This window comes from Streptomyces sp. NPDC104831 (assembly GCF_055583025.1).
In genome coordinates this window covers 125183-141607 of sequence record NZ_JBVJOT010000007.1, presented here as the reverse complement: position 1 = coordinate 141607, position 16425 = coordinate 125183, and the positions used below count along the sequence as shown (strand labels likewise).

The 16425-nt window shown below is 69.8% G+C and carries 18 protein-coding genes; 6 read left to right on the top strand and 12 right to left on the bottom strand.

What is annotated here, in order from left to right; all coding sequences use genetic code 11:
* Positions 1-107: 107 nt before the first annotated feature.
* Both ACZ63H_RS07515 and ACZ63H_RS07510 read right to left on the bottom strand, forming a co-directional pair.
* Positions 108-956, bottom strand: coding sequence for a 3-hydroxyacyl-CoA dehydrogenase family protein (locus ACZ63H_RS07515; RefSeq protein WP_469862876.1), 849 nt, complete (start codon positions 954-956; stop codon positions 108-110).
* Positions 957-1079: 123 nt separating this feature from the next.
* Positions 1080-1721: a TetR/AcrR family transcriptional regulator gene (locus ACZ63H_RS07510; RefSeq protein WP_397954111.1), complete on the bottom strand. Its 642-nt coding sequence runs from the start codon at positions 1719-1721 to the stop codon at positions 1080-1082.
* Positions 1722-1801: 80 nt separating this feature from the next.
* Between ACZ63H_RS07510 and ACZ63H_RS07505 the strand changes: the two genes are divergently transcribed.
* The 3 genes from ACZ63H_RS07505 to ACZ63H_RS07495 are packed head-to-tail and all read left to right on the top strand — an operon-like array spanning position 1802 to position 3937.
* Complete coding sequence (locus tag ACZ63H_RS07505; RefSeq protein WP_451346448.1) at positions 1802-2587, top strand: ABC transporter ATP-binding protein; 786 nt, start codon at positions 1802-1804, stop codon at positions 2585-2587.
* Positions 2588-2601: 14 nt separating this feature from the next.
* Positions 2602-3351 carry an ABC transporter permease gene (locus ACZ63H_RS07500; protein ID WP_469862875.1) on the top strand — a complete coding sequence of 250 codons (750 nt, stop codon included), beginning with the start codon at positions 2602-2604 and terminating at the stop codon, positions 3349-3351.
* 13 nt (positions 3352-3364) lie between these two features.
* Positions 3365-3937 carry a cob(I)yrinic acid a,c-diamide adenosyltransferase gene (locus tag ACZ63H_RS07495; RefSeq protein WP_467933494.1) on the top strand — a complete coding sequence of 191 codons (573 nt, stop codon included), beginning with the start codon at positions 3365-3367 and terminating at the stop codon, positions 3935-3937.
* Positions 3938-3949: 12 nt separating this feature from the next.
* Here ACZ63H_RS07495 and ACZ63H_RS07490 read toward each other — a convergent pair whose 3' ends face one another.
* Positions 3950-4495 carry a hypothetical protein gene (locus ACZ63H_RS07490; protein ID WP_469862874.1) on the bottom strand — a complete coding sequence of 182 codons (546 nt, stop codon included), beginning with the start codon at positions 4493-4495 and terminating at the stop codon, positions 3950-3952.
* A gap of 151 nt (positions 4496-4646) precedes the next feature.
* Here ACZ63H_RS07490 and ACZ63H_RS07485 point away from each other — a divergent pair, with 151 nt between their 5' ends.
* From ACZ63H_RS07485 to ACZ63H_RS07475, 3 genes are all read left to right on the top strand, one after another.
* Positions 4647-5819, top strand: coding sequence for a sensor histidine kinase (locus tag ACZ63H_RS07485; RefSeq protein WP_469862873.1), 1173 nt, complete (start codon positions 4647-4649; stop codon positions 5817-5819).
* Entirely contained in the window at positions 5816-6463 is a 648-nt protein-coding gene (locus ACZ63H_RS07480) for a response regulator (RefSeq protein WP_469862872.1), read from the top strand. Before ACZ63H_RS07485 ends, ACZ63H_RS07480 begins: the two co-directional genes overlap by 4 nt.
* A gap of 137 nt (positions 6464-6600) precedes the next feature.
* Complete coding sequence (locus tag ACZ63H_RS07475) at positions 6601-8421, top strand: glycosyl hydrolase family 18 protein (protein WP_469862871.1); 1821 nt, start codon at positions 6601-6603, stop codon at positions 8419-8421.
* Positions 8422-8460: 39 nt separating this feature from the next.
* On the opposite strand, the gene ACZ63H_RS07470 is transcribed toward ACZ63H_RS07475, so the two are convergent.
* The 9 genes from ACZ63H_RS07470 to atpB form a co-directional block, all read right to left on the bottom strand.
* On the bottom strand, positions 8461-8907 hold the full coding sequence (locus tag ACZ63H_RS07470; protein ID WP_467933500.1) for a DUF2550 domain-containing protein: 447 nt from the start codon (positions 8905-8907) through the stop codon (positions 8461-8463).
* A 154-nt stretch (positions 8908-9061) separates the two neighbouring features.
* Positions 9062-9436, bottom strand: a complete 375-nt coding sequence (locus ACZ63H_RS07465) for a F0F1 ATP synthase subunit epsilon (protein ID WP_023546729.1) — start codon at positions 9434-9436, stop codon at positions 9062-9064.
* 110 nt (positions 9437-9546) lie between these two features.
* Complete coding sequence (atpD, locus tag ACZ63H_RS07460) at positions 9547-10983, bottom strand: F0F1 ATP synthase subunit beta (RefSeq protein ID WP_362198338.1); 1437 nt, start codon at positions 10981-10983, stop codon at positions 9547-9549.
* A complete protein-coding gene (locus ACZ63H_RS07455) occupies positions 10984-11901 on the bottom strand; it encodes a F0F1 ATP synthase subunit gamma (protein WP_469862870.1) in 918 nt (305 codons plus the stop codon).
* Positions 11902-11922: 21 nt separating this feature from the next.
* Complete coding sequence (atpA, locus tag ACZ63H_RS07450) at positions 11923-13512, bottom strand: F0F1 ATP synthase subunit alpha (RefSeq protein WP_030610097.1); 1590 nt, start codon at positions 13510-13512, stop codon at positions 11923-11925.
* A 150-nt stretch (positions 13513-13662) separates the two neighbouring features.
* A complete protein-coding gene (locus ACZ63H_RS07445; RefSeq protein ID WP_469862869.1) occupies positions 13663-14478 on the bottom strand; it encodes a F0F1 ATP synthase subunit delta in 816 nt (271 codons plus the stop codon).
* Positions 14475-15020 (bottom strand): F0F1 ATP synthase subunit B, encoded by a 546-nt coding sequence (locus ACZ63H_RS07440; protein ID WP_189998797.1) that lies wholly within the window; start codon positions 15018-15020, stop codon positions 14475-14477. The genes ACZ63H_RS07445 and ACZ63H_RS07440 overlap by 4 nt, the downstream gene beginning before the upstream one ends.
* 37 nt (positions 15021-15057) lie before the next feature.
* Positions 15058-15306 carry an ATP synthase subunit c family protein gene (locus ACZ63H_RS07435; RefSeq protein WP_018544514.1) on the bottom strand — a complete coding sequence of 83 codons (249 nt, stop codon included), beginning with the start codon at positions 15304-15306 and terminating at the stop codon, positions 15058-15060.
* Positions 15307-15379: 73 nt separating this feature from the next.
* Complete coding sequence (atpB, locus tag ACZ63H_RS07430) at positions 15380-16216, bottom strand: F0F1 ATP synthase subunit A (RefSeq protein WP_362198326.1); 837 nt, start codon at positions 16214-16216, stop codon at positions 15380-15382.
* Between the last annotated feature and the right edge of the window lie 209 nt (positions 16217-16425).

The following is a 16425-nucleotide window of genomic DNA, read 5'->3' as shown; positions in this document are numbered from 1 at the left end:
CCGTCTGACTGTGCGGGTGGCGGTGCGGTTGCTGTTTGTAAGCGAACCGATACCGAATTCACCCCCGGGAGTGATGCTCCCGGGGCTTATGTGACGGCGTGGGGGATTCAGTACGTGTAGAAGCCCTGCCCGCTCTTGCGGCCGATGTCACCGGCGTCCACCATCCGGCGCATCAGCTCCGGCGGGGCGAACTTCTCGTCCTGGGACTCGGTGTAGATGTTGCTCGCGGCGTGCAGGAGGATGTCCACGCCGGTGAGGTCGGCGGTGGCGAGCGGGCCCATGGCGTGGCCGAAGCCCAGCTTGCAGGCGAGGTCGATGTCCTCGGCGGTCGCGACGCCGGACTCGTAGAGCTTGGTCGCCTCCACCACGAGGGCGGAGATGAGCCGGGTGGTGACGAAGCCGGCCACGTCGCGGTTGACGACGATGCAGGTCTTGCCGACGGACTCGGCGAACTCCCGGGCGGTGGCGAGGGTCTCGTCGCTGGTCTTGTAGCCGCGGACCAGCTCGACGAGCTTCATCATCGGCACCGGCGAGAAGAAGTGGACGCCGACGACCCGCTCGGGGTGCTCGGTGGCCGCCGCGATCTTGGTGATCGGGATGGCGGAGGTGTTGGAGGCGAGCACGGCGTCCTCGCGCACGAGCTTGTCGAGCGCGCGGAAGATCTCGTGCTTGACCTCCAGCTTCTCGAAGACGGCCTCCACGACGACGTCCGCGTCGGCGGCGGCGTCCAGGTCGGTGGTCGGGGTGATGCGGGCGAGGGCCGCCTCGGCGTCCTCGGCCGCCAGCTTGCCCTTGCCGACGAACTTGTCGTACGAGGCCCTGATGCCGTCGGTGCCGCGCCGGAGCGCCTCGTCGGTGACGTCCCGCAGCGTGACCTCCCAGCCGGCCTGCGCGGCGACCTGAGCGATACCGGATCCCATGAGCCCGGCCCCGATGACGGCAAGCTTCCGTGCCACTCCGACTCCCTTGAACGCGCTGAACGTCTGCCTCTCCGGCGGACCATAGCGCTCCGGCGGCGCCGTGTGACCGGTAAGTAACGCGCGTCACGTCCCAATTGACGGACATCACACCGGCAGGGGTCAGGCCTCGCCTCGGACGGCGTAGTTGAGGACGTTTTCACTCAACAGGTCCTCGATGTCGTCCAGCAGGACGAGTACCTCTCGTGATACTTCGGCCGGTTTGCGGCCGGCCACCATCTCGCGGCCGATGGCGGCGAAGACGGCCTGCTGAACCCAGCAGATCTGACCGGCCATCAGGTCCGGCAGCGGATCCTCGGCGGCGGCGCCGGTCTCCTCGCGCAGGGCCGCCTCCAGGATGCCGTGGGCCTCCTGCTGCAGGCTCCACAGCCGCGAACGCAGCGCCGGGGCCTCGTGGATGACCCGCATGAAGCGGTCGTAGCCCGGCATCAGGCCGACCCGGGGCGAGACGGCCTCGACCTCCGAGCGCAGTTCGCGCAGGACGGCCCGCGCGGCGGACTCCCCCGCGTCCCGGCCGCGGACCCAGCGGGCGAGCCGGTCGGCCATGCCGGCCGAGCGGTCGAAGAAGAGGTCCTCCTTGGCCGGGAAGTAGTTGTAGACGGTGTTGACGGAGACGTTCGCCGCCTCGGCGATCTCCGCGACGGTCACCGCCTCGAAGCCGCGCTCCAGGAACAGCCCCGTGGCGACATCCGAGATGTACTGCCGGGTCTGCCTCTTCTTCCGCTCCCTGAGCCCTTCAGCCATGCCCGCCATCCTAACTTCGCTGGGTTCGATGAAAATTTGGTGTCATTGCAAAATTTGAGAGACTCTGTTTTTCTGTGGGCATGGCAGCAGTCATCAGCACGGCGGGCCTGGCCCGCACCTTCCGGACGAAGGCCGGCCCCGTCGCGGCCGTCCGCGGCATCGACCTCACCGTCCACGAGGGCGAGATCCTGGGCTTCCTCGGCCCCAACGGCGCCGGCAAGACGACCACCCTGCGCATGCTCACCACCCTGCTGGGACCGACCGGCGGCACGGCCACCGTGGCCGGCCGCGACCTCGTGGCCGATCCCGCCGGGGTCCGCCGGGCCATCGGCTACGTCGCCCAGTCCGGCGGGGCGGATCCGCAGATCACCGTGCGGGAGGAACTGGTCACCCAGGGCCGGATGTACCGCCTGCCGAAGGACCGGGCCGTCGCCCGCGCCGCCGAACTGGCCGCGGAACTGGACCTCACCGGGCTCCTCGACCGCAGGACCGGCGCCCTCTCCGGCGGTCAGCGGCGCCGGCTGGACATCGCGATGGCGCTGACCCACCGCCCGCGGGTGCTGTTCCTGGACGAGCCGACCACCGGTCTGGACCCCGGCAGCCGCGCCGACCTGTGGGCGCTGGTCCGCCGGCTGCGCGACGAGCACGGCACGACCGTCTTCCTGACCACCCACTACCTGGACGAGGCCGACGCCCTGGCCGACCGCCTGGTGATCGTCGACCGGGGCACGGTCGCCGCCGAGGGCACCCCGGGCGCGCTCAGGCTCCGCTACGGCGGCTCGCTCGACGCCACCCTCCAGGACACGTTCCTCGCCATCACCGGCCGCGGGCCCGCCCCGGCCGACACCGCCCCCGTGGCCGTATAGGAGAGACGGAAACGATGCTGCTCCACGACACGGCCCTCGTCTACGGCCGCTACCTCCGCCAGTCCCTGCGCTCCCGCTTCGCGCTGCTCTTCGGCGTGCTGACGCCCCTGCTGTACCTGCTCTTCTTCGGCCCGCTGCTCACGGACCTGCCGCTGGGCGGGCGGGGCGGCTCCTGGCAGGTGCTGGTGCCGGGGCTGCTGCTCCAGCTCGGCCTGTTCGGCGCGCTGTTCGCCGGGTTCACGGTGATCGTCGAGAAGGGGCAGGGGGTGGTGGAGCGGATGCGGGTGACCCCGGTCAGCCGGCTCGCCCTGCTGCTCGGCCGGGTGCTGCGGGACGCCACCGTGTTCGTCTTCCAGGCGGTGCTGCTGGTGCTGGCGGCCCTGGTGATGGGCCTGCGGGCGCCGCTGGCCGGCATCCTGATCGGCTTCGTCTTCGTGGCCCTGCTCACGGTGTCGCTGGCCTCGGTGTCGTACGCGCTCGGCATGAAGGTGCGCAGCCCGCAGGAATTCGGTCCGCTGATCAACGCGGTGTCGATGCCGTCGATGCTGCTGTCCGGGCTGATGCTCCCGATGAGCCTCGCGCCGGCCTGGCTGGACGCGCTGTCGCACCTGGTGCCGTTCCGCTACCTGGTGGACGCGGTCCGGGACGCGTACGTCGGCGACTACACGAGCGCGCACATGCTCTACGGCGTCCTGGTCGCCGTGGGGTTCGCGGCGCCGGCCCTGACGGCGGGCACTCGGGTGTTCCGGACGGCCGGGGCGTAACTACGCTGGCCGCATGGTCAATCTGACGCGTATCTACACCAGGACCGGCGACCGGGGCACCACCAGCCTCGGTGACATGAGCCGGGTGCCCAAGACGGACCTCAGGATCGCCGCGTACGCGGACGCCAACGAGGCGAACGCGGTGATCGGCACCGCCCTCGCGCTGGGCGGGCTGCCCCAGGAGATCGTCACGGTCCTCACCCGCGTGCAGAACGACCTGTTCGACGTGGGCGCGGACCTGTCGACGCCGGTCGTGGAGGATCCCGAGTACCCGCCGCTGCGGGTGGAGCAGTTCTACATCGACCGGCTGGAGGCGGACTGCGACCGGTTCAACGAGCGGCTGGAGAAGCTGCGCTCCTTCATCCTGCCGGGCGGCACCCCGGGCGCGGCCCTGCTGCACCAGGCGTGCACGGTCGTCCGCCGGGCCGAGCGCTCCACCTGGGCGGCCCTGGAGGCGCACGGCGAGACGATGAACCCGCTCACCGCGACCTACCTCAACCGCCTCTCCGACCTGCTGTTCATCCTGGCCCGCAGCGCCAACACGGAGACCGGGGACGTGCTGTGGGTGCCGGGCGGGGAGCGCTAGGTCCGGCCGGGCCTAGCCGCGTCCGGCCGGCTCCCGTTTGGGGAACAGAGTGTAGCTCGCCGCGATGAGCACGTTGATGCCGATCAGCCACAGCATGGACTGCTGCCAGCCGCGCAGCGAAGCGGTGTCGCCGTCGTCGCCGACGTACCAGACCGCCCCCTGGAGCAGGGCGAGTGCCACGGCCGCGGCCAGGATCCAGCGGCCCGCGACCTTCCACTCGTGGACGGCGCGGGCGGTGCCGTACCTGGGCGGTTTCACCGGGGGCGGCCCGCCGGCGAAGCGGTGGGCCACCCGGGCGTCGGCCCACTTGACGGTGGAGTGGCCGAGACCGACGGTGAAGCCGATGTAGACCGCGGCGAGCCCGTGCCGCCAGTCCGGTTCGGCGCCGTGCTCCAGGTCGATCGCCGTGGCTACGAAGAGCACGGCCTCCAGCAGCGGCTCGCACAGCAGCAGCGCCAGTCCGGTGCGCGGCATCCGCAGCGCGTACCGGAAGGCCAGGCCGGCCGCCAGCAGCACCCAGAACGCCACCTCGCAGGCGATGACCAGGCCGACGATCACGGTTCGCTCCCCTCGTTGACCCCTCCAGGGTCCCGGCCGCCCGGGCCGGCCGCGTCGTCGGCGCTGAGGAGAGTGCCGTAAGCGAAAGTCGCAGTCCCGCACCCTTCCCGGGGAGCAGGCGGGGCGTGCGGCGGCCGTGTTGGATGGGGTCATGGCCCGCACGCTCCCCCGCCCGCACCGAGACGACTGGTGGATCGCCGTGGTCGGGCTGCTCGGCGGGGTGCTGCTGTGGGCGCTCGGCATCCACCCCCGGGAAGCCTCGACCGGCCTGGTGCTGTGGCACGCGCCCTGGGCGCCCCTGGTCCCGCTGGCGCTGACCGCCGCCTGTGAGCCGCTGCGCCGCGTCCGCCCGCGCACCGGCCTGCTGATCGGCACCCTCATGCTGGCGCTGGACACGGTGACCCTCGGCAGCATGGCCACGGTCGTGCTGTACACCGACCTGGTGTACGCGGCCGTCCTGTACGGCACCCCCGCCTCGGCCCGCCGCATCCCGTGGATCACCGGGATGCTGACGGTCCTCGGCGGGGTGGTGCCGGCGGCGCTGTGGCGCGATCCGCAGGGGCTGCTGATCGGGCTGGGCGTCGGAGTGGTGGCGCTGGCCCCCGCCACGACCGGCGCCCTGGTGCGCGGCCACCGCGACGCCGCCGAGGCGGCCCGGCTGCGGGCCGAACAGACCGCGCTGCTGGCCGAGATGGACCGGGCCCAGGCGGTGACCGCGGAACGCGCCCGGGTGGCCCGCGAGTTGCACGACATGGTCGCCAACCATCTGTCGGCCATCGCCATCCACTCCACGGCGGCGCTCTCCCTCGACGACGCGGCAACCTCCCGGGACGCGCTGGCCGTCATCCGGGAGAACAGCGTGGCGGGACTGGCCGAGATGCGCCGGCTGATCGGGATCCTGCGGGACCGCTCGGGCGACCGGCAGCCCGCCGCCTCCCCCACCCTGGCGGGCCTCGGCGCGCTGGTCGGCACCGCCCGGGCCAACGGCCTGGACGTGCGTCTGGACGCCGGGCACGGGGAGGTGCCGGCGCCCGTGGAGCTGGCCGCCTACCGGATCGTGCAGGAGTCGCTGACCAACGCCCTCAAGCACGCTTCCGAGGGATGCGTGCGCGTCGTGCTGCGGCAGCGGGACGGCCTGCTGGACATCCGGGTGACCAGTCCCTACCGGCCGGGCGACGGCCCCCGCGCGCCGGGCTCCGGTTCCGGTCTGACCGGGATGCGGGAGCGGGCGGCGCTGCTCGGCGGCACGTTCGAGGCCGGGCCCCGGGACGGGCTGTGGGCCGTACGGGCCGCTCTTCCGCTCACCGAAGGAGATTCCGCATGATCCGTGTCCTGGTCGCCGAGGACCAGTCCGCCGTCCGCGCCGGGCTGGTGCTCATCCTGGGCAGCGCACCCGACATCGAGGTGGCCGGTGAGGCGGCGAACGGGGAGCGGGCGGTGGAACTGGCCCGCGGGCTGCGGCCCGACGTGGTGCTGATGGATGTGCAGATGCCGGTGCTCGACGGGGTGTCCGCGACCCGGCGGATCGTGTCCGAGGGCCTGGCGGACGTGCTGGTGCTGACCACGTTCGACCTGGACGAGTACGTGTTCGGGGCGCTGCGGGCCGGGGCGGCGGGGTTCCTGCTGAAGAACGCGGAGGCGCGGGAGCTGCTGGAGGCGGTGCGGACGGTGGCGCGCGGGGAGGGCATCGTGGCGCCGGCCGTGACCCGGCGGCTGATCGCCGAGTTCGCCGCGGGCGCGGTCCCGGACCAGGGTGCGGCGGCCGATCCGGTGGTCCTGGAGGAGCTGACCCGGCGGGAGCGGGAGGTGCTCGGGCGCATCGGCGAGGGCCTGTCGAACGCGGAGATCGCGGGCCGGCTGGACATGGCGGAGGGAACGGTGAAGACGCACGTCAGCCGGTTGCTGGCCAAGCTGGGGCTGCGCAGCCGGGTGCAAGCGGCCGTGCTGGCGAAGGAGTTGGGGCTCTAGCCGGGAGCCCTCCGGAATGGGCCCCAGAATGGTCCAGACCTATTGACCTGTGGTCCAGACCTTTCTACCCTCGCAGCACCGTGGGGCATGAAGGCTCAGTCATGCCCCTGACACCTCTACGACGAGGAAGGCGCAGCATGCGCTTCAGACACAGAGCCGCGGCAGGGTTCGCGTCCCTCTTGCTCCCCCTGGCCGGCGCCGTCGCTCTCGCGAGCCCCGCCCAGGCCGCGGGCAACGCCACGGCCACCTTCACCAAGACCAGCGACTGGGGTTCCGGTTTCGGCGGCCAGTGGACCGTCAAGAACACCGGCACCAGCAGCATCAGCTCCTGGACCATCGAGTGGGACTTCCCCTCGGGCACCAAGGCCACCTCGGCCTGGGACGCCACGGTCACCAACTCCGGTGACCACTGGACCGCCAAGAACGTCGGCTGGAACGGCACCATCGCCCCCGGCGCCTCCGTCTCCTTCGGCTTCAACGGCACGGGTTCCGGCTCCCCCTCCAACTGTAAGCTCAACGGCGACAGCTGCGACGGCGCCACGGTCCCGGGCGACGCCGCCCCGTCGGCCCCCGGCACCCCGACCGCCTCCTCCGTCACCGACACCTCGGTGAAGCTCTCCTGGAGCGCGGCCACCGACGACAAGGGCGTCAAGAACTACGACGTCCTGCGCGACGGCAAGAAGGTCTCCACGGTCACCACCACGTCGTACACCGACACCGGGCTGACCGCCGGAACCGACTACTCCTACACCGTGCAGGCCCGCGACACGGCCGACCAGACCGGTCCGGTCAGCGGCGCGGTGAAGGTGCACACCACCGGCGGCGGCACCACTCCCCAGCCCTCCGGTGACAAGGTCAAGCTCGGCTACTTCACCGAGTGGGGCATCTACGGCCGGAACTACAACGTCAAGAACCTGGTGACGTCCGGTTCCGCCGCCAAGATCACGCACATCAACTACGCCTTCGGCAACGTCACCGGCGGCAAGTGCACGATCGGCGACTCCTACGCCGACTACGACAAGGCGTTCACCGCCGACAACTCGGTCAGCGGCGTCGCCGACACCTGGGACCAGCCGCTGCGCGGCAACTTCAACCAGCTGCGCCAGCTGAAGGCCAAGTACCCGCACATCAAGGTGCTGTGGTCCTTCGGTGGCTGGACCTGGTCCGGCGGCTTCGGTGACGCGGCCAAGAACCCGGCGGCCTTCGCGCAGTCCTGCTACGACCTGGTCGAGGACCCGCGCTGGGCCGACGTCTTCGACGGCATCGACATCGACTGGGAGTACCCGAACGCCTGCGGTCTCACCTGTGACACCAGCGGGGCCGCGGCCTACAAGAACCTGATGGCCGCGCTGCGCGCCAAGTTCGGCGCCAACAACCTGGTCACCGCCGCCACCACGGCGGACGCCACCACCGGCGGCAAGATCGACGCCGCGGACTACGCGGGTGCCGCCCAGTACCTCGACTGGTACAACGTGATGACGTACGACTTCTTCGGTGCCTGGGACGCGAAGGGCCCGACCGCCCCGCACTCCCCGCTGACCTCCTACAACGGCATCCCGAAGGAGGGCTTCACCACCGCCGACGCGATGGCCAAGTTCAAGGCGATCGGCGTCCCCGCCAAGAAGCTGCTCATCGGCATCGGCTTCTACGGCCGCGGCTGGACCGGCGTCACCCAGGACGCCCCCGGCGGCACCGCCACCGGCCCCGCGGCCGGCACCTACGAGCAGGGCATCGAGGACTACAAGGTCCTGAAGACGTCCTGCCCGGTCACCGGCACCGTCGCCGGCACGGCGTACGCGCACTGCGGCAGCAACTGGTGGTCCTACGATACCCCCACCACCATCAAGTCGAAGATGGCCTGGGCCAACAGCCAGGGCCTCGGCGGCGCGTTCTTCTGGGACTTCACCGGTGACACCGCCAACGGCGAACTGGTGAGCGCGATCAGCGACAACCTGTAAGAACACCTCGCGGGACCCGCGCCACAACCGAAAAGAGTCCTAAGCGACATTGACGCGCTGACCGGGCGGGGCTGCTTCCAGCCACGCGAGAAATCCGGTCAGCGCGTCTTCGCTCATGGCGAGTTCGAGGCGCGTGCCCCGATGCGTACAGGCCAGCACCACCGCGTCCGACAGCAGCGCCAGTTCCTCCTCGCCATCGGGCAGCCGGCGCCCGGCCACCTCGATCTGCGCCCGCTCCAGGACCCGGCGGGGGCGGACGGCGTAGGAGAAGACCCGGTACCACTCGATGCGGTCGCCGTTGTAGCGGGCGACGCCGTAGGACCAGCCCTTGCCGCCCGCGTCGGGTTTCTCGGAGACGTCCCAGCGCAGCGAGCAGTCGAAGGTGCCGCCGGAGCGCTGGATGAGCCGGCGCCGCAGCCCGAACAGGAACAGTCCCACCACCACGAGCGCGACCACGATTCCGCACACAGTCAGAGCGAGGACCATCGGCACCGACCTCCTCGTCTCCTAGTTGGGGGAACTGCTTCTGCACTTGAGTAATGAAACGGAAAAAACACCTACATCTGCCTCAGCCGCGACCGGCACCGGATTGCTCCGGGCCGGCCGCGGCTGAGTGACGTCAACGTACCGCGCGGCTGGATCAGCGCGCCGCCGCAGCACGCAGTCGGACGTCCGCGCGGCGCTCGGCGGCGGCGTCGCCCTCCGCCTTCGCCCGCTCCAGCTCCCGCTCCGTGCGCTGGACGTCGATCTCGTCCGACAGTTCGGCGATCTCGGCCAGCAGGGACAGCTTGTTGTCCGCGAACGAGATGAAACCGCCGTGCACCGCGGCGACGACCGTTCCACCTTCACTCGTACGGATGGTCACCGGGCCCGACTCCAGCACACCGAGCAGCGGCTGGTGACCGGGCATGACGCCGATGTCGCCGGACGTGGTGCGCGCGACGACCAGGGTGGCCTCGCCGGACCAGACCTGGCGGTCGGCGGCGACCAGCTCGACGTGCAGCTCAGCAGCCAAGAGTGGCTCCTCGGGTCACCACCCGGCAGGGGCGCCGGGTGTTGGGGTCAATTCTAGTGGGCGTGGGTGAGGGGGCGGGACGCGCCCGCCCCCTCCGATGAGCTCGGGGCTCAGGAGACGCCCAGCTCCTTCGCGTTCTTCTTGAGGTCGTCGAGACCACCGCACATGAAGAACGCCTGCTCCGGGAAGTGGTCGTACTCGCCGTCGCAGATCGCGTTGAACGCGGCGATCGACTCGTCCAGCGGCACGTCCGAACCGTCCACGCCGGTGAACTGCTTGGCGACGTGGGTGTTCTGGGAGAGGAAGCGCTCCACACGACGGGCCCGGTGGACGACGAGCTTGTCCTCCTCGCCCAGCTCGTCGATACCGAGGATCGCGATGATGTCCTGGAGGTCCTTGTACTTCTGCAGGATCGTCTTCACGCGCATGGCCGCGTTGTAGTGGTCCTGCGTGATGTAGCGCGGGTCCAGGATCCGGGACGTGGAGTCCAGCGGGTCCACGGCCGGGTAGATGCCCTTCTCGGAGATCGGACGGGACAGAACCGTCGTCGCGTCGAGGTGGGCGAAGGTGGTGGCCGGGGCCGGGTCGGTCAGGTCGTCGGCGGGGACGTAGATCGCCTGCATCGAGGTGATCGAGTGACCGCGGGTCGAGGTGATGCGCTCCTGGAGGAGACCCATCTCGTCGGCCAGGTTCGGCTGGTAACCCACCGCGGACGGCATGCGGCCGAGCAGCGTGGAGACCTCGGAACCGGCCTGCGTGAAGCGGAAGATGTTGTCGATGAAGAACAGCACGTCCTGCTTCTGGACGTCACGGAAGTACTCGGCCATGGTCAGGCCGGCCAGCGCGACGCGCAGACGGGTGCCCGGGGGCTCGTCCATCTGACCGAAGACCAGCGCGGTCTTGTCGATGACGCCCGAGTCGGACATCTCCTCGATCAGGTCGTTGCCCTCACGGGTGCGCTCGCCGACACCGGCGAACACGGAGACACCGTCGTGGTTGTTGGCGACACGGTAGATCATCTCCTGGATGAGCACCGTCTTGCCGACGCCGGCGCCGCCGAACAGACCGATCTTGCCGCCCTTGACGTACGGGGTCAGCAGGTCGATGACCTTGACGCCGGTCTCGAACATCTCGGTCTTCGACTCGAGCTCGTCGAAGTTCGGCGCCTTGCGGTGGATCGGCCAGCGCTCGCCGTCGTAGGACTCGTCGACGTTCAGCACCTCACCGAGGGTGTTGAACACCTTGCCCTTGGTGAAGTCGCCGACCGGGACGGAGATGGCGGAGCCGGTGTCCGTCACCGGGGCCTGGCGGACCAGGCCGTCGGTGGGCTGCATGGAGATGGTGCGGACCAGGCCGTCACCCAGGTGCTGGGCGACCTCCAGGGTCAGGATCTTCTTCTCGCCCTCGTTCGCCGGGTCGGCGACCTCGACGTGCAGGGCGTTGTAGATCTCCGGCATCGCGTCGACGGGGAACTCCACGTCGACGACCGGGCCGATGACCCGGGCGACGCGGCCCGTAGCCGTCGCGGTCTCAACAGTGGTGGTCATTTATCGGTCACTCCCCGCGGTCGCGTCGGCCAAGGCGCTCGCGCCACCGACGATCTCGCTGATTTCCTGGGTGATTTCGGCCTGGCGGGCCGCGTTGGCAAGACGGGAGAGCGTGTTGATCAGCTCGCCCGCGTTGTCGGTGGCCGACTTCATCGCGCGCCGCGTGGCGGCGTGCTTCGAAGCGGCCGACTGGAGCAGCGCGTTGTAGATGCGGCTCTCCACGTAGCGCGGCAGCAGGGCGTCGAGGACGTCCTCCGCCGAGGGCTCGAAGTCGTACAGCGGGAGGATCTCGCCCTGGGGGGCGGTCTCCTGCGACACCTCGTCGAGGCGCAGCGGCAGCAGCCGGGCGTCGAGCGCCGTCTGCGTCATCATCGAGACGAACTCGGTGAAGACGATGTGGAGTTCGTCCACACCACCCTCGGCCGTGTCCTTCTGGATGGCCTCGATCAGGGGCGCCGCCACCTTCTTGGCGTCCGCGTACGACGGCTCGTCCGTGAAGCCCGTCCACGACTCCGCGACCTTGCGCTCACGGAAGTTGTAGTGGGCGACACCGCGCCGGCCGACGATGTACGTGTCGACCTGCTTGCCCTCGCGCTCCAAGCGCTCGGTCAGCTGCTCCGCCGCCTTGATGGCGTTGGAGTTGAAGGCGCCGGCCAGGCCGCGGTCGCTCGTGAGGAGCAGGACCGCGGCGCGGGTCGGGTTGTCCGCCTCGGTGGTGAGCGGGTGCTTGGTGTTCGAACCCGTGCCGACCGCCGTGACCGCGCGCGTCAGCTCGGTCGCGTAGGGAGTGGAGGCCGCCACCTTGCGCTGCGCCTTGACGACGCGCGAGGCGGCGATCATCTCCATCGCCTTCGTGATCTTCTTGGTCGCGGTGACGGATCGGATGCGACGCTTATAGACCCGGAGCTGGGCTCCCATGAGTCAGGTCCCTTCCTTACGTCACTTGGCGGCGGACGGGGCGTCCTCGCCGAGCAGCTTGCCGTCCGAGGTCTCGAACTGCTTCTTGAAGTCCGCGATCGCGTCGGCGACGGCCGTGAGGGTGTCGTCGGACATCTTGCCGCCCTCGCGGATGGAGGTCATGAGGCCCTGCTCCTGGCGGTGCAGGTACTCCAGCAGCTCCTTCTCGAAGCGGCGGATGTCGGCGACCGGGACCTCGTCCATCTTGCCGGTGGTGCCGGCCCAGACGGAGACGACCTGGTCCTCGGTGGACATCGGCTGGTACTGGTCCTGCTTCAGCAGCTCGACCATGCGCTGACCGCGCTCCAGCTGGGCCTTGGAGGCGGCGTCCAGGTCGGAACCGAAGGCGGCGAACGCCTCCAGCTCACGGAACTGGGCGAGGTCGACGCGGAGGCGGCCGGAGACCTGCTTCATCGCCTTGTGCTGGGCGGAACCACCGACTCGGGAGACGGAGATACCGACGTTCAGCGCGGGGCGCTGACCGGCGTTGAAGAGGTCCGACTCCAGGAAGCACTGGCCGTCGGTGATGGAGATGACGTTGGTCGGGATGAACGCCGAGACGTCGTTGGCCTTGGTCTCGACGATCGGCAGACCGGTCATCGAACCCGCGCCCATCTCGTCGGAGAGCTTGGCGCAGCGCTCCAGCAGACGGGAGTGCAGGTAGAAGACGTCACCCGGGTAGGCCTCACGGCCCGGCGGGCGGCGCAGCAGCAGCGACACGGCGCGGTAGGCGTCGGCCTGCTTCGACAGGTCGTCGAAGATGATCAGGACGTGCTTGCCCTGGTACATCCAGTGCTGGCCGATGGCCGAACCGGTGTACGGCGCCAGGTACTTGAAGCCGGCCGGGTCGGACGCCGGGGCGGCGACGATGGTCGTGTACTCCAGCGCGCCGTTCTCCTCCAGCGCGCGGCGGACCGACGCGATGGTGGAGCCCTTCTGGCCGATGGCGACGTAGATGCAGCGGACCTGCTTCTTGGGGTCGCCCGAGCGCCAGTTGTCGCGCTGGTTGATGATCGTGTCGACGGCCAGGGCGGTCTTGCCGGTCTGGCGGTCGCCGATGATCAGCTGACGCTGGCCACGGCCGATCGGGGTCATCGCGTCGACGGCCTTGTAGCCCGTCTCCATCGGCTCGTGCACCGACTTGCGCTGCATGACCGTGGGGGCCTGCAGCTCGAGGGCGCGGCGGCCGTCGGTCTCGATCTCGCCGAGGCCGTCGATCGGGTTGCCGAGCGGGTCGACGACACGGCCGAGGTAGCCCTCGCCGACCGCGACGGAGAGGACCTCACCGGTGCGCGTGACCGGCTGACCCTCCTCGATGCCGCTGAACTCACCGAGGACGATGGCGCCGATCTCGCGCTCTTCCAGGTTCAGCGCGAGGCCGAGGGTGCCGTCCTCGAACTTCAGCAGTTCGTTGGCCATGGCCGAGGGCAGGCCCTCGACCTTCGCGATGCCGTCGCCGGCAAGGGTGACCGTACCGACCTCCTCGCGCGAGGCCGCGTCCGGCTTGTACGACTGGACGAAGTTCTCCAGCGCGTCCCGGATCTCCTCCGGCCGGATCGTGAGCTCCGCCATCTGGGTTCCCTGCTCTCCTTGTTGGGCCCGAAGTTTCACTTTGGGGGTCTGGGGGCGACCCCCAGGAATCCTCTGCACGGCCCAACCAGGGCCGTAAGTACGTACTGCGTCTCCCGGCATGCGCCGAGGGACCGATATATCGAGTTGCTGCTAGCTCGCCATGCGGCGGGCGGCCTCGTCGAGCCGGTCCGCGAGGGAGCCGTTGATGACCTCGTCACCGACCTGCACCCGGATGCCGCCGACGACCTCGGGGTCGACATGGAGGTTGAGGTGCATGTGCCGGCCGTAGAGCTTGGTCAGGGCGGCGCCGAGGCGCAGCTTCTGGCCGTCGCTCAGGGGCACCGCCGAGGTGACGACGGCGACCATGCGGTTCCGGCGCTCGGCGGCGAGCTTGGACAGGGACTCCAGTCCCGCTTCCAGGCTACGTCCACGCGGCGCGGTGGTGAGGCGCGTGACCAGTCGCTCGGTGGCCGGCTTGGCCCGCCCGCCCAGCAGCCGGTGCAGCAGCTCGGTCTTGGCCGAGGCGCCGGCGGCGCGGTGGGTGAGCGCGGCGCGCAGTTCGGTGCTGGAGGAGACGATCCGGCCGAACCGGAAGAGCTCGTCCTCGACGTCGTCGAGCGTGCCCGTCTTCTCCGCCGCCGTGAGGTCGGCGATGTCCGCCAGCTCCTCCAGCGCGTCCACCAGGTCGCGCGGCTGCGACCAGCGGGACCGCGCCAGCCCGGCCAGCAGGTCGGCGGTGGACCCGCTGACCTGGCCGCCGATCAGTCGCTGGACCAGCTGGGCCTTCGCCTCTGCGGGCTGCGCCGGGTCGGTGAGGACCCGGCGCAGACCGGCCTCGCGGTCGAGCAGCGCGGTGACGGCCGCCAGCTCGTCGGCGAGCTGCGCGGCGCCCACGGACGTGGAGTCCGTCAGCGCGTCGAGACGCTCCCGGGCGGCTGCCAGTGCCTCGCGGCTCGCTCCGTTCATCGCGTGGCCTCGGCCTTCTCCTCGAGCTCGTCGAGGAAGCGGTCGATCACACGGCTCTGGCGGGCGTGGTCCTCGAGGGACTCGCCGACGAGCTTGCCGGCCAGTTCGGTGGCGAGCCGGCCGACGTCCTGACGCAGCGCGGAGGCGGCGGCCTTGCGGTCGGCCTCGATCTGCGCGTGACCGGCGGCGACGATCTCCTCGCGCTGGCGCTGGCCCTCGGCCCGCATCTCGGCGATGAGCGCGGCACCCTGCTCCTGCGCCTCCTGGCGCAGGCGCGCGGCCTCGTGCCGGGCCTCGGCGAGCTGGGCCTTGTACTGCTCAAGGACGCTCTGGGCCTCGGTCTGCGCGGCCTCGGCCTTTTCGATACCGCCCTCGATGGCTTCCCGGCGCTCTTCCAGAACCTTGTTGATGTTCGGGAGGAGCTTCTTGGCGAGGAAGGCGAAGACGATGACGAAGGCGATCAGGCCGATGACGAGCTCTGGGATCGGCGGGATGAGGGGGTTCTCGGCCTCCTCAGCCGCCAGCTGAACCAGGGGGCTCATATCAGTGCCTTTCGTCTATTGGTGCGCGGCGGTCGGGTCAGGAGGCCGGGTAGACGAACGGCATGACCAGACCGATCAGGGCGAGCGCCTCACAGAAGGCGAAGCCCAGGATCTGGTTGGCACGGATCAGACCGGCCGCCTCGGGCTGGCGGGCGAGGGCCTGGGTGCCGTTACCGAAGATGATGCCGACGCCGACGCCCGGGCCGATGGCGGCGAGACCGTAACCGATGGAGCCGAGGTTGCCCTTGATCTGGACGCCGGCGGCAAGGGTTTCGAGAGCGGACATGCCGGTTCTTCCTTCTCTTTCAAAGACCGGTGGGGGTTGGCCACCGGATGTCTGGGGTGGGTGGTCGGGTGGCTCAGTGGTGCTCGGCGAGCGCGCCCTGGATGAAGCTGCAGGTCAGCAGTACGAAGACGTACGCCTGGACAGCCTGGATGAAGAGCTCGAAGGCGGTCATCACGATGACCATCACGAACGACACGGCGGAGTAGGCGATGCCGATGCCGTTCAGCATGTACCAGCTGGCGATCGTGAAGAGCAGCAGCAGCGTGTGGCCGGCGAACATGTTCGCGAAGAGTCGGACGGCGTGGGTGAAGGGCCGCACGAGGAGGTTCGAGAACAGCTCGATCGTCATCGACAGCGGGAGCACCGCGCCGAGGGACTTGTCGTAGCCGGTGAAGTTCTTGAAGGCGCCGACGAAGCCGTGCCGCTTGAAGGTCAGCCCGACCCAGAGGACGTAGACGATGCCGGCCAGGATGGCGGGGTACGAGATGATCGAGGTCACCGGGAACTGGGCGACCGGGATGACGGACCAGAGGTTCATCATCCAGACGAAGAAGAACAGCGAGACGACCAGCGGGACGTACTTCTCGCCCTCCTTCTTGCCGATGGTCTCGTAGACCACCCCGCGGCGGATGAAGTCGTAACCCGACTCGGCCACCATCTGGAGCTTGCCCGGGACGACCTTCGGCTTGGCGAAGGCGGCCCAGAAGAAGCCCACGATGATGATGGAACCGAGGAGCGCCAGCAGCATCGTCTTGTTGAAGTACAAGTTGCTGTCCGCGTCGCCCCAGAGCGGCTTGAACAGGAACGAGTGCAGGCCCGGAGCCGGGAAGCCGCACCCGTCGAACAGGTGGCAGCTCGTTTCGAAAGCGAGCGTCTGCGTCGGGTCAGCACTCACCGCGGGCTCCTTCATCGTGGCGCATAGGTACGGCAACCTCGTTGTGTCGGCGCGGCGCACGGCCGCGGGTCGGCACGGGACTGGTGTTACGGATGTGGGGGCGGCTGTGGGGCATCTCGCCTCGCGTTCGAGCAGGCGTCAGCTCAGATGCCCGCGCCCGCGATGCCGCAGTTGGCACCGGACGATAGCAGCATCTCTCGTGCGCCTTTATCCCGGCCCTACCC

Bases quoted from the DNA above. Each gene is read 5' to 3' on its own strand.
- ACZ63H_RS07440 (WP_189998797.1), bottom strand. From the start codon at position 15,020: ATGAGCCCCCTGGTTCAGCTGGCGGCTGAGGAGGCCGAGAACCCCCTC.
- atpA (WP_030610097.1), bottom strand. From the start codon at position 13,512: ATGGCGGAGCTCACGATCCGGCCGGAGGAGATCCGGGACGCGCTGGAG.
- atpD (WP_362198338.1), bottom strand. From the start codon at position 10,983: ATGACCACCACTGTTGAGACCGCGACGGCTACGGGCCGCGTCGCCCGG.
- ACZ63H_RS07495 (WP_467933494.1), top strand. From the start codon at position 3,365: ATGGTCAATCTGACGCGTATCTACACCAGGACCGGCGACCGGGGCACC.
- ACZ63H_RS07500 (WP_469862875.1), top strand. From the start codon at position 2,602: ATGCTGCTCCACGACACGGCCCTCGTCTACGGCCGCTACCTCCGCCAG.
- ACZ63H_RS07455 (WP_469862870.1), bottom strand. From the start codon at position 11,901: ATGGGAGCCCAGCTCCGGGTCTATAAGCGTCGCATCCGATCCGTCACC.
- ACZ63H_RS07475 (WP_469862871.1), top strand. From the start codon at position 6,601: ATGCGCTTCAGACACAGAGCCGCGGCAGGGTTCGCGTCCCTCTTGCTC.
- ACZ63H_RS07505 (WP_451346448.1), top strand. From the start codon at position 1,802: ATGGCAGCAGTCATCAGCACGGCGGGCCTGGCCCGCACCTTCCGGACG.
- ACZ63H_RS07510 (WP_397954111.1), bottom strand. From the start codon at position 1,721: ATGGCTGAAGGGCTCAGGGAGCGGAAGAAGAGGCAGACCCGGCAGTAC.
- ACZ63H_RS07470 (WP_467933500.1), bottom strand. From the start codon at position 8,907: ATGGTCCTCGCTCTGACTGTGTGCGGAATCGTGGTCGCGCTCGTGGTG.
- ACZ63H_RS07480 (WP_469862872.1), top strand. From the start codon at position 5,816: ATGATCCGTGTCCTGGTCGCCGAGGACCAGTCCGCCGTCCGCGCCGGG.
- ACZ63H_RS07435 (WP_018544514.1), bottom strand. From the start codon at position 15,306: ATGTCCGCTCTCGAAACCCTTGCCGCCGGCGTCCAGATCAAGGGCAAC.
- atpB (WP_362198326.1), bottom strand. From the start codon at position 16,216: ATGAAGGAGCCCGCGGTGAGTGCTGACCCGACGCAGACGCTCGCTTTC.
- ACZ63H_RS07445 (WP_469862869.1), bottom strand. From the start codon at position 14,478: ATGAACGGAGCGAGCCGCGAGGCACTGGCAGCCGCCCGGGAGCGTCTC.
- ACZ63H_RS07485 (WP_469862873.1), top strand. From the start codon at position 4,647: ATGGCCCGCACGCTCCCCCGCCCGCACCGAGACGACTGGTGGATCGCC.